This is a genomic window from Streptomyces sp. NPDC045967, assembly GCF_056430495.1.
The window spans coordinates 158215-176342 of sequence record NZ_JBWKLE010000009.1 but is presented as its reverse complement, the minus strand read 5'-3'; the positions used below and the strand labels follow the sequence as shown (position 1 = coordinate 176342).

Here is an 18128-nt window from a genome sequence, read left to right as displayed (position 1 = left end):
CTGCGCCGAGCATGCTTATGCTGCCGCCATGGGTCTTGATCTCACGCTGTTCATGGCGGACTGGAAGCACTTGAGTGCCATGCCCGTCGAGGCACGGACCAAGGCACTGCAGGATGCCGTCTGGTCATCGGAGCTTGACGGCGAAGACCACAGGGGCACGCTGGGCGGGGGCTGGACATGGCTCCCGGACCAGGAGTCCGCATGGTGCGCCGAGTACGACTTCTTCACCACCACCGGCACCTATCGCCCCCACGCCCGCGCGGGTGACGCGTGGGATGACATACGCCCCCTCGTCGACGCACTCATGCGCGAGGCGATGGACACCTTCCTCGCCGGCCTGATCTGGGATGCAGACCCTGCCGACGATCCTGCGCTGACCGGCGGCGGAGGATTCCTCCCGCCGGCAACCGACCGCTGGCACCCCCGCGTCCTGCTGGTATGCCCGCCCGAGGCCCTGCCTGGCAAGGCCCACGCCTGGACTCGGGTGGAGTCGCGCCTTGTGGAATTGCGCGAACCGTTCGCCGCCGAGTGTGAGGGCTGGGCAGGCCGCCCTGACACCTTCGAGGACTTCACCGCGCTTCTGCGCGAATGGGGCGCCGTGACCGCGGAGGCTGCGCTCCGCGGCTGGGGGCTGGTCGGCCTGCCCTAGCCGCCAGCCGCGAAGGGACATGACCTGCATTCGTTGCCCACGCCGAAGTAAGTGGCTGTTGTTGTTCCGAACTTGAGGAGTGCTGGTCGAACGGGAGTCACCTGAACTCCCGACCCGACCGGTCCTCCCTCGCCATCGTGACCTCCGCGTCCGTCACATCGAGCGGCAGCATGACCGCGCGCACCGGGTGGACGTCACGTCGCCGAGGTGCCCGGCCGCAAGGCGAGGCCAGAGCACCCACAGGCACGACGCCTGACCTACCGCCACCACCAGCGTCCTCGCAGCAGTGCGCAGCTTGTCACCCGAGCGGTGGGAGGCGAGGACATCCGCAATGGCCAGCCGGCGGCGACTATAAAACCGCTGTCCGATCACCGGAGCACGGTGATAGACATCCGGCGTGGAAAAGAATCTTGAGTTCCCTGACCTGTTGCGACTGATCGACGAACGGTCGACCGCCTTCCGCGCCGTGGTCGCCGCCGCGCCCGGTCTCGACGCGCAGGTGCCGACCTGCCCCGGGTGGACGCTGTTCGATCTGGTGAAGCACCTGGGTGGGGGAGACCGTTTCTGGGCCGCCATCGTCGGCGCGGGACCTGCCGACGCTCCCCCGGCCGAGGCCGTCGCCGCGCGCGCCGCGCTGGAAGTGCCGCAGGAGCGTGAGGCCCTGCTGGCCTGGCTGGACGCGTCGACGCAGCTTCTGCTGGGCGCCCTGCGCGCGGCGGGACCGGAGAGCGGTTGCTGGACGTGGTGGCCCGCGTCGCAGTCACCGCAGACCGCCGGCGGCACCGCCCGGCACCGGGTCCAGGAGACCGCGGTGCACACTTACGACGCCCAGCTCGCCGGGGGCTCCCCGCAGCCGCTGCCGGTCGAGCTGGCACTCGACGGTGTGGAGGAGTTCCTGTTCACCGTCTGCGCAACGCCGAGTGCCTGGCCGCACAAGCCCACGGCCTTCGACTTCCACGCCGCCGAGGGCCGCTCCTGGCGCCTCACCGTCGACGGCGACGGCGCACGCATCACTCGCATCCCCGCGCCCACCGCCGCGACCGGCGAAGACTCGGACGCAGCCGGCGCATCCGTCCACGGCACGGCCAGCGAGCTGGTCCTGTACCTGTACGACCGGATCAAGGCCGACTCCTTGCACGTTGACGGAGAAGCAGGGCTGCTCGACCTGCTCCGCGCCTGGGAGCCGGCGGAGAAGTAGGACGTAGCGGGGGCGGTTGGCCGCGCCTCGAGCTGGTAGGACACGACTCTTCGCCAGGTTCGTCAGTCGCGGCACCGGGCTCAAACCCGCGAGGCGGCCTCGGGGCGTCACCAAGCCGACCGTCTACCTGGATGGCAGTGCGAATTTGTCCGTCCTAGCGATCACACCGCGAGCAGCAGGCCAAGGGTGTCGACCACGACGTGCCGCCTGCGCCCGTTGATCAGCTTGCCGTCGTCGAAGCCTGTCAGAGCCGACGACCGCGTCCGCTTTGACCGACTGCGAGTCGATCACGCCCGCCCCCGGCTCCGAGTCCCGCCCGGCCCGCTCGCGGACCAGGCGGCGGAGCCGGTCGTGGAACTCGCGGACCAGATCGTGGTTGCGCCAGCGCCGGAAGAACGAGTAGACCCGGTCCCACGGTGGGAAGTCGGCAGGCATGGCCCGCCACTTCGTGCCGTTGTCGACCAGGTAGCGGATCGCGTCCAGCATCGCGCAGTGGCAATATGCCTCCGGTTGCCCGCCCCGGCCCCGCAGCCAGCCCGGCACCGGCAGCAGTGGCCGGACCACCGCCCAGATGGTCACCGCAGCGGATGTGGGCGACCGCGCCGCGGCCCAGGTCCTGCTCACCCAGGTCACTGCCGCGCACCACCTGCTGGCCCTGGTCTGGGCCGACGGCGGATACACCGGCAGCCTCGTCGAGTACTGCCTCGCGGCCCTCGCCCTGGTCCTCGCCATCATCAAACGCAGCGACGACATGCGCGGCTTCGTCGTGCTGCCCAAGCGTTGGATCGTCGAGCGGTTCTTCGCTCACCTGATGCGAAGTCGCCGTCTCGTGCGCGCCTTCGAGCGTTCCATCGCCAGCGCGGAGGCGATGGTCTACTGGTCGATGACGATGCTCATGAGCCGCCGCGTTGCCCGGGCACGTCCTTCGCGAGCGTGAATCGGCCAGGTGCCGGCTCGATCAGCCAGCCGCGCGCCGACAGCCGCTTGGCCTTCGATCGTAGTGCCTCCACCTTTCCCGGTACGGGGTCCAGGCCGAAGCAGGCGGCCATCTCCTGGCACGTCAAAGCTCCTTGACCGAGTCGGTTACGGTCACGGAGGGCCTGCAGGATGCGCTGGTAGTCCACCGACAGCGCCGACCAGGCCAGCCCCGCGCACCACTGTTTTCGGCTTCGCCGCCTCCGCCGGTTCGGGCCGCGCCGGCTGCACACCGGGAGCCGGCAGACCCTCGGAGGCGGAGGGGCCGACGACGGCGTCGTTGCCCGGGGCCAGTACCTCGCCAACGCGTGAGCGGGCGATGACCCACTCGTTCCACTCCCGCTCAGCCACGGCCAGCTCCGCCTGGAAGCGGTCGGCCTCCTCCCGCAGATCGTCGACACGACGGCGAGCGGTGAGCTCACGCTGTTCCAGCAGTCCCACGACCGACGGCATCCTCGACCTCCACCAAAGCAACGACACGACACCGCTGCCACGAGACCGCCGCCCCTATGCCTGACCATCGAGAACGCAGTCCTCAAGCCCGGAAAGACAACAACCTCTAAGGGCGCAACACCTGGCGCAGTGCCAGTGAACATCGCCCGCGGGCCCAACTGTCCCTGGCGTTCAGCGGCCCAGTGCGCCGCGCAGGGTGATCCCGTGGTGGCTGCGCAGGCGCCGTACTTCCCAGACCGAGAGCGCGGTCACCGACAGCGGGCCGCCGAGCATGAACGTGTACAGCACCTCCGGAGGCGCGGCGACATCAGGACCGTTGAAGAGCTGGAAGCCGAAGAGCGACCAGACCAGCAGCGGCGAGAGCAGCGCCGGAAGGAGCTGGTGCACGTCCGAAGCCCGTAGGCACGTGAAGACACAGGCGTAGGCGGAGAAGAGCGAGAAGGGGATCGAGCCGATCAGCACGGCGACGGCGGCGAGCCAGCCGACAACCAGGATCAGAAAGCCCAGCACGGCGGAGAGGACTCCGCGGCCGATGGTCGCAGCGAAGAAGTCCCCATGTCCTCGGCGCTGACCAGTTCGCCCTTGAGCGTTTTGACGGACAGCCACATGCAGACGGGGCCACTGACGAGCATGACGCCCGCCATGATCGGCCTGCGCAGACGCTCGGCAAAGTCACGGCGCCTGTCCGGAGTGCTCGCGACGAGGAAGGCCGTGATGCCGATGACGCATCCGGCCGCCAGGATGCCGCAGGAGAAGCCCAGTTCGACGAGCTTGCCGAGGACGAATTCCTGCCCGCCGTTGCTCAGCGGATAGGCCACGAGCAGCCAGACGGCGGCGACCAGGCCAAGCACCGTCCGCGCGAGCTGCATCCCGGCGATGATCTTGTCCTCCACGCGCCCGGCGATGGGCGCCGTGTCGAAATCCATTACCCAGGCCCGGAAGAACGCCCTCAGCGCGCCGCCGGGCGCCGACCGGTTCCCGTATACCGCTCTGTTCCCGCTCACTTGATGCCCCCCCCGGGTAACACGTGTGCTCTGTACGCTCCGTGGGGCACGCGTGCGCCGCCATGAGCGTCGAACACTCTATCGGTCCGCAAGCAGGCCCCTGCGCCCCTCCTGCACCACCTGCGGGACCGATTCGTCCGCCCCATGAACAAGAGACCCACCAGTGGGACCGGTTCACCCTCCGCGTGTCATCGGCGTACCAGCCGAGGGCCGAGCCGGTCAGTGACGCTGAGCGCCTCGTTCTGGAGGTTCTGGGACTGCCGCTCCCCGGGTGGTGGATCGACCACCACCTCTGTCACCGACCGCTGGGGAACCACCCACTACGGGTGACTCTCCGGACTCCTCGGCGCAGCAGCCCTCGCCCCGTTCGCCGGCGCGGTCCTAGCCGGGCCGCTCGGCGGTTACCCAGCGCTTTTCGTGCTGCTGTCCGTCCCGTCGATCATCGCCGCCGTCTCAGCCATCGGTACTCGCCCGCGTATGCGGCACGCTTCATCAGGCCCCTGGGACTTGTTCTCCGGGGGTGTGGCTCTGTCGGTCGCCTCCGGAGTCTCGGTCCGGCACTCCTCCTCGCCATGGGCGGGACGGGCCGCTCCGGCCCGCTCGGCGGCGGTTTGACCTCGCAGTCGGCCAGCGTCCCTTCCCCAGAAGGCCGCTGCCCCCATCAGTGTGGGCCGCCTTCCTGCGCGAGGGTGTTCTCCCGCAGGTTCGGTTCCTCGCGGAGTGTCCTGGTGAACCATGCGCCGTAGCGGTCGCCCAGGGTCGGAGCTGATGCTCCGTGGAGGATGATGCTCAGACCCACGGTCACGGCGATGACCTCGCTCAGCAGAGTTCCCCCTGGCAGATGTTCCTCAAGGGCGAGCAGGCCGAACACAAGGGAGGCGAGCCCTCGCGGACCGAACCAGCCGATGTACGCGATGGTGGCAAGCCGCAGGCCTGTGCCGGCCAGGGCGAGTGCGACGGGCAGCATCCGGATGACGGTCAGGCTCAACAGTGCGTAGAGGACCATGCGCCAGTTCAGGTGCTGCAGTGTCGGTCCTAGGATGACGGCGCCAAAGACGAGGAAGCTCAGTGAGGCGAGGAGGAGGCCGAGGCGTTCGGTGAACTCGGTGCTCTGCGCGGGGTCCGAGTTCTGGGGAGGGATGCCCAGGTCGGCAGGGGTGCGGCGCAGCTGGATACCGAAGACCAGGCCGGCGACCCAGGCGCCGATGAAGCCGCTGCCCTCGACCATTGCGCACAGGACGTACGCGATGACTGGGACTGCGAGTACCAGGAACTGCCGCCAGTCGGAGCTGCTCCACCTCCGGGCGAGCGACGAGCGCAACAGGCTTGCCCCGGTCCAGCCGGCCGTGATTCCGATCGCGCTGCTCAGCAGCAGCGCGCGCAGAAACGTCTCGGCCACGCTCGGATGGTCGTGGCCCTCCCCCGCCGCCGCGAGTGCCAGGACAAAGAACGGAAGGGCCAGGCCGTCGTTCAGACCGGATTCGATGGTCAGGCCGCCGCGGACCAGCGACGGCACCCGCTTGTTGGAGAAGGCCTGCTGCCCGAGCGCGGCGTCCGTCGGCGCGAGGATGACGGCGGCCAGGGCCAGTTCCCACACGCTCAGGCCGGGCAGCAGCGGCCAGGCCACGAGCAGGCCCAGAGCCATCGTGACCGGTAGGCCGACCACGAGCAGCCGCAGCGGCAGGAACTCCTCCCGGCGCAGGTCCCGGGCCCTGATCCCCGCCGCGTCCGCGAACAGAAGGAGCACCAGCGCGCTCTCCAAGAGCGTTCGGGTGACCTCGGGATCCGTCGTCCGGTCCAGCAGATCCAGTCCCGGCGGGCCGATCGCCAGACCGACGAACATGAAGACCAGCGGTCCCGAGAGCACCGTGGTCGACAAACGGCGTGAGAGCGCCCCGTAGCCGACGACCGCACCCCCGGCGATCAGGACGGCCCAGCCGTTCATCCGCACTCCTTTCAGCCCGCCTCGCGCAGAGAGGCGACGTCCGACCCTAGGGCGGCGCCGGTCAGATTTGCGGGAAGCATGCTCCGAACACCCCTGGCCCGGCCCGGTCGGACCAACGCGCCCGCACGGAAAGGAACGAGGCACCTCGATCCCGTGAACAGGGCCGGAGCATGATAAGCACCCAGCGGCCCTACGGCCGATGTCCAGTCCATCCGCAGGCCTTACACCGGCCGACCAGCGGGACCGGAAACCGGGCCGAGGGGCCGGCCGGCCGGTAGGGAGACCGACCGCGGGGTCGCCGCAGGCGACCTCTGCCTCTTTCAGCGCTGGCTTGCCGGCCGGTGGGGGGTGTGCGGCGGGCGGTGAGGGAGGAGCACGGCGGCGGTGAGGCCGATGAGTCCGACGGCTGCGAGGGTGATCATCGCGGCGGCGTAGGCGTGGCTGGTGAGGCCGGCGACGAGGATGGTGCCGGCGATCGCGGTGCCGAGGGAGGAACCGAGGTTGGAGACGCTGCGGGAGAGGCCGGAGATCTCGCCCTGCTGGTCCTCGGCGAAGCTCGATTGGACGATGTTGACCGAGGGGGTGAGCATCACGCCGAGTCCGAGGCCGATGAGGAGGAGTCCGGGCGCGAAGGCCCAGGGGCTGGGGGAACCGCCGACCACGACGATCAGGACGATGATGCCGGCGATGGTGGTGGCGAATCCCGTGAGGATGAGGGTGCGCTGGGCGTGGCGCTGGGCGAGGTGTTCGGCTGCGAGGGAGGACACGAGGATACCGAGGGTGGCCGCGGTGAAGATCACGCCGGTCTGGATCGCGTCGTAGCCGCGGACGACCTGGAGGTAGGAGGCCACGGTGAAGGACACTCCCATCAGGAGCAGCCACTGGGCGTTCTGGGTGACGAGTCCGAGGTTGGAGGTGCGGATGTGGAACAGGCTGGTGGAGAGCAGCGGTTCCTTGCCCGCGCGTTCCCTGGCTCGGACCCAGCGGAAGAAGGCGAACAGGAAGAGCGCGCCGAGGGCGAGGAGGGCGAGCATCAGCCAGCCGTTGTCGTCGGCGGCGAGGATGCCGGTGACGACCAGGACGAGGCCGACGGCGGACAGGATGGTGCCGACGGTGTCGAACGGTCGGGTCGGGTCCGGCGGGAGGGGGTCCTCCAGGCGGCGGCTGAGGACGATGATCACGACGATCACCAGGGCCTGGAAGGCGAAAGCGGCGCGCCAGCTGAGTGCCGAGGTGATGAGTCCGCCGATCAGCGGGCCGGCTGCGGCGCCGATGCCTCCGAGCGCCATGATCGTCCCGAATGCGCGGGCGCGTGAGGTCATCTCGGTGAAGAGCAGCGTGGTGAGGATGTAGACGGGCGGGATGAGCAGGGCCGTGCCGACGCCTTCGAGGATGGAGTTGCCCAGGATGAGGACGCCCAGGTTCGGTGCGGCGGCGCTGAGCAGTGCACCGACGCCGTAGATGACGAGCCCGGTGAGCATGCAGCGTTTGCGGCCGTAGCGGTCGGTCAGTTTGCCGCCGGGGATCATCAGGGCGGCCATCACCAGAAGGAAGATCGTGATGGCGACCTGGACGCCCTGCACGGTGGTGTCGAGGTCCTCGCTGATGTCGTTGATCATCACGTTCATGTTGGAGCCGGCGAAGCTGCAGATGAACTGGGCGAGGGCGAGGGGGGCGATGACCCGCCGCAGGGCGGCTGGTGTGGCCGGAGAGGGGTCAGCCACCGGTGCCGCCGCGTTCCGCCTTGTCGAGCTGCTCGTCGAGCGCCATGGCCGCGGCCACCAGGGCGAGGTGTGTGAACGCCTGGGGGAAGTTGCCGATCTGTTCGCCGGACGGGCCGATCTCCTCGGCGAACAGGCCGACGTGGTTGGCGTAGGTCAGCATCTTGTCGAAGGCGTAGCGGGCCTGGTGGAGGCGGCCCGAGCGGGCCAGCGCCTCGACGTAGAGGAAGCTGCAGAGGTTGAAGGTGCCTTCGGAGCCGCGCAGTCCGTCCGGAGACGCCTCGGGGTTGTACCGGTAGACGAGGCTGTCGCTGACGAGCTCCTGTTCCATGGCGTCCAGGGTGCTGAGCCAGGCCGGGTCGGTGGGAGAGAGGAATCCGACGCGGGGCATCAGCAGCAGGGAGGCGTCCAAGACGTCCGTGGCGTAGTGCTGGACGAACGCCTGGCGCTGCTCGTTCCAACCGCGTTCGACGATCTGCCGGAACACGGCGTCACGTGCCTGCGCCCAGCGGGCGGTGTCGGCGGGCCGGGAGTGAAGGGTCGCGAGTTTGATGCCGCGGTCGAAAGCGACCCAGGTCATGAGGCGGCTGTAGGTGAATTCCTGCTGCCCGCCGCGGGTCTCCCAGATGCCCTCGTCGGGCCGGTCCCAGTGGTCGGCGAGCCAGTCCAGCACGTCGGCGAACGCCTTCCAGCCGCGGATTCCTCCCATCTCGCCGGCCTGGGCCAGGGCGTCGGCGGCCTCGCCGTAGATGTCGAGCTGGACCTGGTCGGCGGCCGCGTTGCCCGCCCGTACGGGGGCCGAGCCCTCGTAGCCCTCCAGGTGGTCCAGGACCTCCTCGGTCAGGTGGGGGTTCCCGTCGATGCGGTACATGATCTGAAGCGGCTCCCCCGAGGCGCTGCCGCCTGCCTCCAGGCGCTCGCGCAGCCAGCCGCGGAAGGCCGCGGCCTCCTTGGTGAACCCGAGGTCGGCCAGCGCTCCGACGGCCAGGGAGGAGTCACGGACCCACGTGTAGCGGTAGTCCCAGTTGCGTTCGCCGCCGATCTGCTCGGGCAGCCCCATCGTGGCGGCGGCGATCGGAGCGCCGCTGGGGGCGTAGGTCAGCAGCTTGAGAGTGATCGCCGAGCGGTTGACCATGTCGCGCCACCGGCCGCGGTAGGTGCAAGAGCGCAACCATCCGTGCCAGAACGTCCGGCACGCCTCCAGTTCCGCCCGGAGGTCCTCGGAGACCAGCTCCGCCGGGGCGGCGGCGCCGCTCGCGTCAGAGGTCAGGATCACGGCGGCGGTCTGCCCGGAGGTGAGGGTGCAGCGGGCGGTGAGGTCGTCGTCATCGGGGTGGAGCACGAAGGGGCCGGTGACCTGCAGGTGCAGGTCGGTGCCGGGGCCGTGGAAGACCGCGGCCGCCTCGCCGGTCCGCTCCAGGGTGTGCGGGGCACGGCCGTAGTCGAACCGCGGACGGCAGGTCAGGCGGAAGTCCATGCTGCCTCTCACCACCCTGACCACTCTGACCAGGCGGTGCCGATCCGTCGGGGTCCCGGCGGTCAGGGGGGTCATGAAGTCGGCGACCTCACCGACGCCGCCCGGCGCCATGAACCGCGTGACCAGGACAGCGGTATCGGAAAGGTAGAGCTGGCGAACCACCGGCTCCTGCCCGTCCGGAAGGTGCGCGGCCAGCCGGCAGTAACCGCCGCGTTCGCTGTCGAGCAGCGAGGCGAACACGCTGGGGGAATCGAATCGGGGCGTGCACCACCAGTCGACCGTCCCGTCGGAGGACACCAACGCGGCCGTCTGGAGGTCACCGACCATCCCGTGGTCGGCAATCGCCGGGTAGGCGCTCACAGAAATCTCCCGTCGTCGTTGCGGCCGTCACGGCGTCCGACGCCCGGACGGGGAACATCAGGGTGCGCCCTCGGGGAACGTCCGGCCCGAGAGACCCGGACCCGCGACCCGACACGGGCCCTGCCTGTTCGGCCGGCCGATGACACAGACCAACGAGATGCGACTCCGCCAGCGCCTACACCAAGGCCCTCAGGCGCATTCTGCCGTCAGATTTCCGCCACATTCGGACGACGCGCGGAGACCGAGACGGCACGGGGTGACTCTGCCGGCGCCTGGGTCAGTGTCCGCGTGGGGCTTACATGATCACGGCCATCCCCGCGAGGCACGCATCGAGGTACCGGGGAAGTGGGGGCGTCGACGCCGCAGATGCCGCGGCGTTTCTGCTGGACTCCGGCCCGGGACGCCACCTGCTCGAGCAGGTGCCCCCGCCCGCTCAGGCCGAGGCGCGCCAGGCGCTGACGGACGCCCCTCAGCGCCACGAGACGGGCGGCGCGGTGTGGCTGGGGAGCAGTTCCTGGCTGGTCACCGCTGTACGCGGCGCGGCCGCATGGAACCGACCCCTGCGGCCGCTCTGCCGTATCTCAGGAGCGGACCGTACGGGCGACCGCGCAGGGGCGTTGCACTTCGGCCGGACGGCCCAGCGGTTACACGTCTCGCAGGCGCGTGCCAGCCAATCGGTCAGGCAACAGGAACGCCGTCTGGGTGGTGCTCTGTTCGACCGCACTACCCGTACCGTCGCGCTGACGCTGCTGGGTCAGCGCCTACGAGATTAGATGGTGCTCGGCCCCGGCGGGACCGTTCCCCGGGAGCCGCGCGTCCGCTGGTGGACAGCGCCGGTGGTGTCGTGGACGTGCAGGCTGCCTCCATCGCCTATGCCGGGTCGCCGGAAGACGCGCCCCGGGACTCGTAGTCAGCAGGAGCGCTCTGTCCTCCTTGCGGCTTCTCCGTCTCCGGCCTCATCGACGCGGGGACCAGGCAGCCCGTCGTGACCTCTTCGGACCAGCCTGTAACGCATGGCCCGGAATGGTGCTCGCTTGCGCTGCCGTCGTTCGGCTCGGGCTTGCATCCCCGCCTTCTGAGCCTGCTGGACCAATTCGGCGAACTGCTGGTCGCGTTGTCTGTGCCGGTAGGCGACCGAGGGTGAGGATCCGGCTCGCGCAGCAGCTTGCTTGAGGGTCTCACCGTTCCGCAGAGCCTCGAGGAACGCCTCGATCTGGGCGGCGGTCATGGGCGACCGTGGCCGGCCCGCCTGGGCATCGGCCATGGTGCGCACCGCGTCGAGCGCGGCGCGAAAGAGCTGGTCTTCCGCCTTCCACGTATGCACTGCGCCTACGGATAAGCCTGCTACCCGCGCGGCGTCGGTGAGGGTCATGCCTGTCGCCACACCTCGCAGGACGTCGGCACGCTGCTGGATGGCCGCCTGCGCTCGGGTACGAGGACCGGAGTGAGGTGTGGTCATGTCAGGCGGCCCAACCGGTCGTGAACGCTGGTCCCGCCGCCTGCGCCGGTGAGCGGCCACCGGGCGGCGCCGGCACCATGGCCGGGTGGTGGCGGGGCAGAGAGTCCCGGCTCCGGTGGTGTGCAGAGGGCGGCTGCAAGCGGTGCCGAGCGGATGATCGCTGCCAGGTGGTCGTACGCCGACTGCTCGACGCTCGGTGGTGGTGTGTGATGCGGTGTCATGACCCAGAGACCACCCGTCGCCGGTTGGGGCATGCGCGGGCGGCGGCGAGGAGTTGCTGGATCTGCTCTCCCGCCTGCGCGGGCTCCCGCACTCGCGACGGGAAGACCATGCGGACGTCGCGCTGGCCGCGTGCGTACTCATAGCGCAGTGTGATGCCGTACTGGTCAAGGGCAAGGGGGTGAACCCGGATGACGCCGTGCAGCAGCCGCGGGTCGGCCAGCGTGGTCAGCCGTGTCACCACATCGTCGTGCGCGCCGGCCAGGTGGGCGAGCGTGGGGGATTCTGCAGCGGCCAGGGGATCCGCTTCGGCAAGGATGAGTTCATCGAGGCCGACAACGACAGTGCCCGCCGTTGTCACAAGGGTGGCGCGGGCGGTGTCGAGCCGGAATTCCAGGGCGTTCGTCTTCTGCTCGGAACCCCAGGGCGTGAGCCACCCGGAGAGGGTCACTCGGGCTCGTACCCGGTCACGGACAGCGGTCGGGGCGATGTCGGTGAACTCCAGCAGGGCGGCCAGGATGCCGCGTGGGGCACATGCGGCCTGTGCCGCCAGTGGACTGTCCGCCGGCAGCCTCAGCCTCAGCCGGCCTCTCCCGTCGAGGGTGTGCAGGCCGACGAGGGCGTAGCTGCTTCCGTCCGTGGTGAGGGTCAGCGAATCAGCCCGGCTCAGCACGGAAAGGATCTGCTCCGCGTTCGTCGGCCCGGCCGCAGGGGCGTCGGCAGCGTTCATCACACCTCCACAAAGTTAGGCTTGCCTAAGTTAGACGAATCCCGGGGTCCGGCGCCAGCGCGCGGCGAGCCTTGGCGTGAAGTCGGCAAGGTCTGTCGAGCCCGTTTCACGTGCCTGCGGCTGCCCGCACTCGGCGGAACGATAGGGTGCCGAATCGCGCACCTAGCTCGAAGTTCCATGCCCGGCAAGGGGGTTGCGAGTGCGCCGGAGGGGCGCGTGGTGGTGCGTGAGGTCTCGACATGGTCACAAGGTGGACGTTCGGTGCTAGATCTATAAGGTGTGCCTTACCTAAGTCATATGGTGGCGCCGACAGTTCGATGGCGGGGAAGGAACGTGATGTCCATGGGTGACGTCCGCCTGGTGGCGAAGGATCTGGACGTCGGGCACGCGGGCCGCCCGGTGTTGAAGCAGGTGGAGCTGTCGCTGCGGGCCGGTGAGATCAGCGTTCTCGTTGGCCCCAACGGCTGTGGGAAATCCACACTGTTGCGTACGGTGGCCGGCCTTCTGCCCCCGATCGGTGGTGAGGTACGCATCGATGGCGCGCCACTTGGTTCGTTCGGTCGCCGCGCGCTGTCGCAGCGCCTGGCGTTCCTTCCCCAGACGTCGCAGGCGCCGGCCGGGGTCACCGTTCGTGAGCTGGTACGGCACGGTCGGTACGCCCATCGGGGCGCCCTCGCACGGCACACCGCCGAGGACACGGAGGCGATCGACTGGGCGCTTGACGTCACGGACGCCGCTCCCCTGGTTGAGCGCCGTCTCGATGAGCTGTCGGGAGGAGAGCGGCAACGGGCCTGGCTCGCCATGGTGCTGGCGCAGCGGGCGGGAGTGCTCCTGCTCGACGAGCCCACGACGTACCTCGACATGCGTCATCAGTTCGACGTGCTCGATGTCGTGCGGCGGCTGGCCCGCGAGCACGAGATCGCCTGTGGCGTGGTGCTGCACGACCTGATGCAGGCAGCCGCCTACGCCGACGAGGTCGTGGTGGTCGCCGACGGCGGGATTGCGGCTTCCGGCACCCCGGACGACGTGCTCAACCCCGATGTCATCGACCGGGCCTTCGGCCTGCGCGTCAACGTCGTTCGTGATCCGGCGACCGGATACCTCGCCTGCTTCCCCCAGCGGTCCGGGGCCCCTGCCACGACCTGATCCACGGCTTACCCCTCACGACGGTTCGCCGCATCACCAGTACACAAGGAGAGATTTGCCATGCAGAAAATGCTGCGCGCCCTGGCGACGGGCGGTTCCGTTGTGGCACTCGCGCTGACCGCTGTCGGCTGCGGGTCCGGGACGGTCGGTGAGACCGCGGACAAGAAGTCGGGCGGGGACAAGGCGGCGAGCGGCAAGATCACCGTCGACACCGCTCAGGGCAAGGTCACCCTGGACAAGCCCGCCACGAAGGTGGTGACGCTGGAGTGGACGTATGCCGAGGAATTGGTGGCCCTCGGTGTCACTCCGGCGGGCAACGCCGACAACAAGGGCTACGGCACCTGGATCACCGCGAAGGGGGCGGCGCTGCCGGACCAGGTCACCGATGTGGGCACTCGTAACGAGCCGAGCCTGGAGAAGATCAAGGCCCTGCAGCCGGACCTCATCGTCATCGACAACGACCGGTCCAAGGCGAATCTCAAGCAGCTCCAGGACATCGCGCCCGTCGTGTCCTTCACGTACACCACCAAGCCCCAGCTGGACACGATGAAGAAGAACTTCACCGAGCTGGCGAAGGCGGTCGGCAAGGAGGACAAGGCCGCCGAGGTGAACAAGCAGATCGACGCCAAGGCCGCCGACCTCAAGGGCCGGCTGGACACGGCGGGCAAGGGCGGCATGAAGTACGCCCTCGCCCAGGGCTTCACCGCCAACGGCGCGGCCTCGATCCGCATGCTCACCGACGACGCCATCGCCCCCCAGCTGCTGAACCTCGCCGGGTTGAAGAACGGCTGGAAGGGCCAGCCCGACGCGTGGGGCATGACCACGGTCGGCGTCGAGGGCCTCACCCAGGTCGAGACGGACGCGACGTTCCTGTACGTCGCCGCGGAGAAGGACAACCCGTTCACCGGTGACCTCGCGGGCAACGCGGTGTGGAAGGGGCTGGACTTCGTCAAGAACGACAAGGCGCTGCCGCTCGACCCGGGCACCTGGCTCTTCGGTGGTCCGCTGTCGGCGATGCACATCCTGGACGAGACCGGCAAGGCCCTGAAGGTCTGATGGTCTCGGAAGAATTGACGGCCGCTCCGGTCCGTCCGCTCGGCCGCCGCCCACGAACTGTGCTCGTGGGCGGTGGCCTGTCCCTCGTCCTGTGCCTGGTCGGCGTGGTCCACCTCGGTCTCGGCGCGTCCGGGGTCGGGATCGGCGACATCGTCGACCTGCTCATGGGCCACGGCGAGGCCCGCACCGAGGACGTCCTGCTCGGCAGCCGGCTGCCTCGCACCCTGACCGGGCTGGTCGTCGGCATCGCACTCGGCGTCTCCGGGGTGCTCGTCCAGGGAGCGACCCGCAATCCCCTGGCCGCCCCCGACACCCTCGGGGTGAACGCCGGAGCGTACTTCGCCGTGGTGCTCGTGGCCTTCACCGGTGTGAGCCTGGGCCCGGTTCCCGCCGGCGGCGCCGCCTTCCTCGGCGGGATCCTCGCGGTCGGTCTGGTCTACCTGCTCACCAGCGGTGGTGTCCTGACGCCCGGACGGGTGCTGCTCGCCGGGGCGACGGTCGCCCTGGCCGCCACCTCGGCGGCAGAGTTCCTGCAGATGCTCGACGTGCAGGCCACCCGCGGGCTGTTCTTCTGGGGCAACGGAACCCTGATGCAGTCCGGTCTGGAACGGCCGCTCACCCTCGGCGCGGTCGTCGTCGCCGGTGCGCTGATCGCCCCGTTCCTGGCGCGCCCGCTGGACCTGCTCGCGCTCGGCGACGAGACGGCCCAGGCCATGGGTGTACGGGTCGAACGCGTCCGCCCCGCCGCCTTCCTGGTCGCGGTCCTGCTGTCCGCCGCGGCCGTCTCGCTCGCCGGGCCGATCGGGTTCGTCGGACTGATCGGCCCGGTCATCGTCCGGCAGTTGGGCATGCGCAGGCACGTGCTGCTCATCCCCATGGCGGCGCTGCTGTCCTGCGCGCTCGTGCTCGGCGCCGACGCGGCCGCCCAGTTGATCGTGACGCCGTCCGCCACGCAGCCTGCGGAGATCCCGGTGGGTGTGGTCACGGCGCTGATCGGCGGTCCGGTCTTCATGGCGCTGGCCCGCCGGGTGAGCACCGGCGACGCCGACACCGGTGCGGCGGTCGTGGTCTCCGACCAGCGCCGCGCACCCACGTACGCCGTCGCGATCGGCGGCGGGCTGATCGCCCTGGCCCTCGCGATGGCCGTCTCGCTTCGCGTCGGCGACGTCCACGTCAGCTGGAGCCAGATCGGCGCGGCGGTGTTCGGTTCCGCGGAGCAGATCACCGAAGCGGTGGTGTCCTTCCGGCTGCCGCGCATCTTGGTGGCGGCCCTGGCCGGGGCCTGCCTGGCGGTCGCCGGGGCCACGGTGCAGGCGGTCGTACGCAACCCGCTGGCCGAACCGGGGCTCGTCGGTGTGACCGGCGGAGCCTCGCTGGGCGCGATCACCGTCATCCTGCTCGTCCCCTCGGCGCCGCTGGCAGCCCTGCCGGCCGCGGCGGGCATCGGCGGCGTGCTGATGCTGGTGCTGGTGGTGCTCGTGGCCAGAGGCACCCGGAACGGCGGCCGGACCGCGCTCGATCCGACCCGGGTGGTCCTGGTCGGCCTCGGCGCGGCCGCCACCTCGATGGCCCTGGTCAACATCATGGTGGTCGGCGCTCAGATGAACATCTCGGCCGCGCTCGGTTGGCTCGCCGGCAGCACCTACGGCCGTGACTTCTCCGCGCTGGGCTGGCTCGCCCTGCCCGCCCTGGTCGCCGTGCTGCTCGTGGTCGCCGCCCGGCCGGTGAACCTGCTCGCCCTCGGCGAGGAACTGCCCCGCGCGCTCGGGCTCGAACTGGGCCGCGCCCGGCTGCTCGTCCTCGGCGCGGGCGCCGTCCTGGCGGCCGGTACGGCCGCGGCCGTCGGCGCGGTCGGCTTCGTCGGCCTGGTCGCCCCGCACCTGGCCCGCCGCATCGTCGGCAACAGCACCGCCCGCATGATGCCGATGGCCGCGGTGCTGGGGGCGGTACTGGTCGTCTCCTCGGACGCCCTCGGCCGCTCGCTGCTCGCCCCGACCGAGATCCCGGTGGGAATCGTCACCGCCCTGGTGGGCGCGCCCTACCTGGTGTGGTTGCTGCGCCGCACCCGGGAGGTTTGATCCGGCAGTTGCGCGTCAGGAGGTCTGGGCAACGCGGGACCGGGGGCGCTTCGCGGCGCCGGCTACGTGCTCAGGCTCGGCCCTGAGCGTGCGTGCGGCCAGCACGCCGACCAGGCAGACGAGAGCGGAGGCCAGGCACACGGCGCTGAAGGCACCGGAGAACGCCGACCGGGCGAGCGGCTGGAGCGTGGCGTCCAGGAGCTCGAACCGCCCCGTCTCGACGGCCTCCCGCAGCGGCGCGGCGGCAGTGGGGCCATCCCCGAGGCCGCCGTCCAAGCGGGCGGAGAACAGAGCTCCGAACGCGGCGACTCCGGTCGCGGTGCCGAGCGGGTAGCAGGCATTGGTCAACCCTGAGGCCATCCCGGCCCGGTCGGCGGGCACGGCGCTCACCGCCACGCCCATCAACGGCGGGAAGATGACGGCCCCTCCAGCGCCGAGCAGGACCAGTCCGGTGACGGTGGCCGCCTGGCCACCGTAGCCCCCGCCGGCGGCGGCCAGGCCGGCCAGCCCCAGCCCCTGAGCCGCGAAGCCGCCGGCCACCAGCACCTCGGGCGGGAACACCCGTTGCAGCCGGGCGACGAACAACCCGACCAGCAGCAGACTGCCCGTCAGAGGCAACAGGCGGACTCCGACTTCCAGTGGCGAATACGCGTGTGTGCTCTGCAACCACAGGGTGGTGAAGGCGAGCACGCCCAGGCTGGACAGCCGGGCGAGGAACCCCAGCACCGCGGCGCCCGAGAACGCCCGGATCCGCAGCAGTGACATGTCGATCAGGCCGTCGCCGCGGCGCTGGCCGACCACCAGGGCCACGGAAAGTACGACGCCCACGGCCGCCGAGACCAGCACCTCCGGCGCCGCCCACCCGACTTCCGGGCCGGTGACCAGTGGATAGTGCAGCGCCAGGAGCGCGCCAATGCCCAGCACCGCACCCAGCGGATCGATACGCCGCCGGGTCTCCGGCGACGCCGCCGATTCGGGCATACGGGCCAGTGCACCGGCCACGACCAGGATCCCGATGGGCACGTTGACCAGGAAGATCCACCGCCACCCGAGCAGCTGGACGAACAGTCCTCCGACGATGGGGCCGAGCGCGCCGGCCGCGGAGGCGATCGCGGCGAAGCCGGCTATCGCGGCCTGGCGGCGGGCGCCTTCGTAGGCGGCGGCGATCAGGGCGAGCGTCGGCGCGAACACCATGGCCCCGCCCAGGCCCTGGGCAGCGCGGGCGCCGATGAGAGTGCCGGCGTCGGGCGCCAGACCACATGCGGCTGAAGCGAGGGTGAACAGGGCCATTCCGGCCATGAATACGGTCCGGCGGCCCATTCGGTCGGAGAGCGCGCCCGCTGTGAGCAGTAGCGCCCCGAACGCGAGGGAGTACGCCGAAACGGTCCACTGCACCCGGCCCAGCCCGGCCTCCAAGTCCCGTGCGATGTCGGACAGGGCGACGTTCACGACGGTCACGTCCAGGGTCATCATCACGCCACCGGCGCTGACCAGGGCGAACGTCCATCGGGGGTTGTTACGGGGGGAAGGCATCGCTGATCACCTCCATTCAAGTCCAGGGTCGGGGCCAGCTCCGTGCCTCATAGGGCAGTCATCAGGAGCAACTCGGGCCAGCTGGCCGAAAGTTGACCTTGATCATTAGGTAAGCCTAACCTAAT

General features: G+C 70.1%; 15 protein-coding genes and 2 pseudogenes. 7 read left to right on the top strand and 10 right to left on the bottom strand.

The annotated features are described in order from the left end of the window. Positions 1 to 28 precede the first annotated feature (28 nt). Positions 29 to 649, top strand: coding sequence for a hypothetical protein (locus tag AC07FY_RS19645; RefSeq protein ID WP_479007833.1), 621 nt, complete (start codon positions 29 to 31; stop codon positions 647 to 649). 397 nt (positions 650 to 1046) lie between these two features. Next, the gene (locus AC07FY_RS19640) at positions 1047 to 1847 is read left to right on the top strand and encodes a maleylpyruvate isomerase family mycothiol-dependent enzyme (protein WP_479007831.1); all 801 of its coding nucleotides are present in this window, start codon (positions 1047 to 1049) and stop codon (positions 1845 to 1847) included. 123 nt (positions 1848 to 1970) lie between these two features. Here AC07FY_RS19640 and AC07FY_RS19635 read toward each other — a convergent pair whose 3' ends face one another. Then, on the bottom strand, positions 1971 to 2426 hold the full coding sequence (locus tag AC07FY_RS19635; RefSeq protein ID WP_479007829.1) for a transposase: 456 nt from the start codon (positions 2424 to 2426) through the stop codon (positions 1971 to 1973). Between AC07FY_RS19635 and AC07FY_RS19630 the strand changes: the two genes are divergently transcribed. Continuing rightward, complete coding sequence (locus AC07FY_RS19630; RefSeq protein WP_479007827.1) at positions 2419 to 2784, top strand: transposase; 366 nt, start codon at positions 2419 to 2421, stop codon at positions 2782 to 2784. The two genes, AC07FY_RS19635 and AC07FY_RS19630, sit on opposite strands and share 8 nt — an antisense overlap. Here the strand turns inward: AC07FY_RS19630 and AC07FY_RS19625 are convergent. The 6 genes and pseudogenes from AC07FY_RS19625 to AC07FY_RS19600 form a co-directional block, all read right to left on the bottom strand. After that, positions 2741 to 3275 (bottom strand): annotated as a pseudogene (locus AC07FY_RS19625) (hypothetical protein). The gene AC07FY_RS19630 and the pseudogene AC07FY_RS19625 sit on opposite strands and share 44 nt — an antisense overlap. Positions 3276 to 3446: 171 nt before the next feature. After that, positions 3447 to 3785 (bottom strand): hypothetical protein, encoded by a 339-nt coding sequence (locus tag AC07FY_RS19620; RefSeq protein WP_479007825.1) that lies wholly within the window; start codon positions 3783 to 3785, stop codon positions 3447 to 3449. Further along, positions 3770 to 4201, bottom strand: coding sequence for a hypothetical protein (locus tag AC07FY_RS19615; protein WP_479007823.1), 432 nt, complete (start codon positions 4199 to 4201; stop codon positions 3770 to 3772). The genes AC07FY_RS19620 and AC07FY_RS19615 overlap by 16 nt, the downstream gene beginning before the upstream one ends. A gap of 739 nt (positions 4202 to 4940) precedes the next feature. Next, positions 4941 to 6224: a cation:proton antiporter gene (locus AC07FY_RS19610; RefSeq protein ID WP_479007821.1), complete on the bottom strand. Its 1284-nt coding sequence runs from the start codon at positions 6222 to 6224 to the stop codon at positions 4941 to 4943. A gap of 320 nt (positions 6225 to 6544) precedes the next feature. Further along, positions 6545 to 7948 (bottom strand): MFS transporter, encoded by a 1404-nt coding sequence (locus tag AC07FY_RS19605; RefSeq protein WP_479007819.1) that lies wholly within the window; start codon positions 7946 to 7948, stop codon positions 6545 to 6547. Then, on the bottom strand, positions 7941 to 9782 hold the full coding sequence (locus AC07FY_RS19600; protein ID WP_479007817.1) for a glycoside hydrolase family 15 protein: 1842 nt from the start codon (positions 9780 to 9782) through the stop codon (positions 7941 to 7943). Before AC07FY_RS19600 ends, AC07FY_RS19605 begins: the two co-directional genes overlap by 8 nt. Before the next feature lie 578 nt (positions 9783 to 10360). Here AC07FY_RS19600 and AC07FY_RS19595 point away from each other — a divergent pair. After that, positions 10361 to 10552 (top strand): annotated as a pseudogene (locus AC07FY_RS19595) (LysR family transcriptional regulator); the annotation flags it as partial. A gap of 140 nt (positions 10553 to 10692) precedes the next feature. Here the strand turns inward: AC07FY_RS19595 and AC07FY_RS19590 are convergent. After that, positions 10693 to 11154, bottom strand: a complete 462-nt coding sequence (locus AC07FY_RS19590) for a hypothetical protein (protein ID WP_479007815.1) — start codon at positions 11152 to 11154, stop codon at positions 10693 to 10695. Between the two features lie 304 nt (positions 11155 to 11458). Beyond that, entirely contained in the window at positions 11459 to 12190 is a 732-nt protein-coding gene (locus AC07FY_RS19585) for a DUF2470 domain-containing protein (RefSeq protein WP_479007813.1), read from the bottom strand. Positions 12191 to 12532: 342 nt separating this feature from the next. Between AC07FY_RS19585 and AC07FY_RS19580 the strand changes: the two genes are divergently transcribed. From AC07FY_RS19580 to AC07FY_RS19570, 3 genes are all read left to right on the top strand, one after another. Next, positions 12533 to 13336: an ABC transporter ATP-binding protein gene (locus tag AC07FY_RS19580; RefSeq protein ID WP_479007811.1), complete on the top strand. Its 804-nt coding sequence runs from the start codon at positions 12533 to 12535 to the stop codon at positions 13334 to 13336. A 60-nt stretch (positions 13337 to 13396) separates the two neighbouring features. Next, the gene (locus tag AC07FY_RS19575) at positions 13397 to 14392 is read left to right on the top strand and encodes an ABC transporter substrate-binding protein (protein WP_479007809.1); all 996 of its coding nucleotides are present in this window, start codon (positions 13397 to 13399) and stop codon (positions 14390 to 14392) included. A gap of 65 nt (positions 14393 to 14457) precedes the next feature. After that, positions 14458 to 16470: an iron ABC transporter permease gene (locus AC07FY_RS19570; protein ID WP_479007807.1), complete on the top strand. Its 2013-nt coding sequence runs from the start codon at positions 14458 to 14460 to the stop codon at positions 16468 to 16470. A 15-nt stretch (positions 16471 to 16485) separates the two neighbouring features. Here AC07FY_RS19570 and AC07FY_RS19565 read toward each other — a convergent pair whose 3' ends face one another. Next, a complete protein-coding gene (locus AC07FY_RS19565) occupies positions 16486 to 18003 on the bottom strand; it encodes an MFS transporter (RefSeq protein WP_479007805.1) in 1518 nt (505 codons plus the stop codon). Positions 18004 to 18128: the final 125 nt, after the last annotated feature.

Bases quoted from the DNA above. Each gene is read 5' to 3' on its own strand.
- AC07FY_RS19610 (WP_479007821.1), bottom strand. From the start codon at position 6,224: ATGAACGGCTGGGCCGTCCTGATCGCCGGGGGTGCGGTCGTCGGCTAC.
- AC07FY_RS19585 (WP_479007813.1), bottom strand. From the start codon at position 12,190: ATGAACGCTGCCGACGCCCCTGCGGCCGGGCCGACGAACGCGGAGCAG.
- AC07FY_RS19645 (WP_479007833.1), top strand. From the start codon at position 29: ATGGGTCTTGATCTCACGCTGTTCATGGCGGACTGGAAGCACTTGAGT.
- AC07FY_RS19590 (WP_479007815.1), bottom strand. From the start codon at position 11,154: ATGACCCTCACCGACGCCGCGCGGGTAGCAGGCTTATCCGTAGGCGCA.
- AC07FY_RS19580 (WP_479007811.1), top strand. From the start codon at position 12,533: ATGGGTGACGTCCGCCTGGTGGCGAAGGATCTGGACGTCGGGCACGCG.
- AC07FY_RS19615 (WP_479007823.1), bottom strand. From the start codon at position 4,201: ATGGATTTCGACACGGCGCCCATCGCCGGGCGCGTGGAGGACAAGATC.
- AC07FY_RS19565 (WP_479007805.1), bottom strand. From the start codon at position 18,003: ATGCCTTCCCCCCGTAACAACCCCCGATGGACGTTCGCCCTGGTCAGC.
- AC07FY_RS19630 (WP_479007827.1), top strand. From the start codon at position 2,419: ATGGTCACCGCAGCGGATGTGGGCGACCGCGCCGCGGCCCAGGTCCTG.
- AC07FY_RS19575 (WP_479007809.1), top strand. From the start codon at position 13,397: ATGCAGAAAATGCTGCGCGCCCTGGCGACGGGCGGTTCCGTTGTGGCA.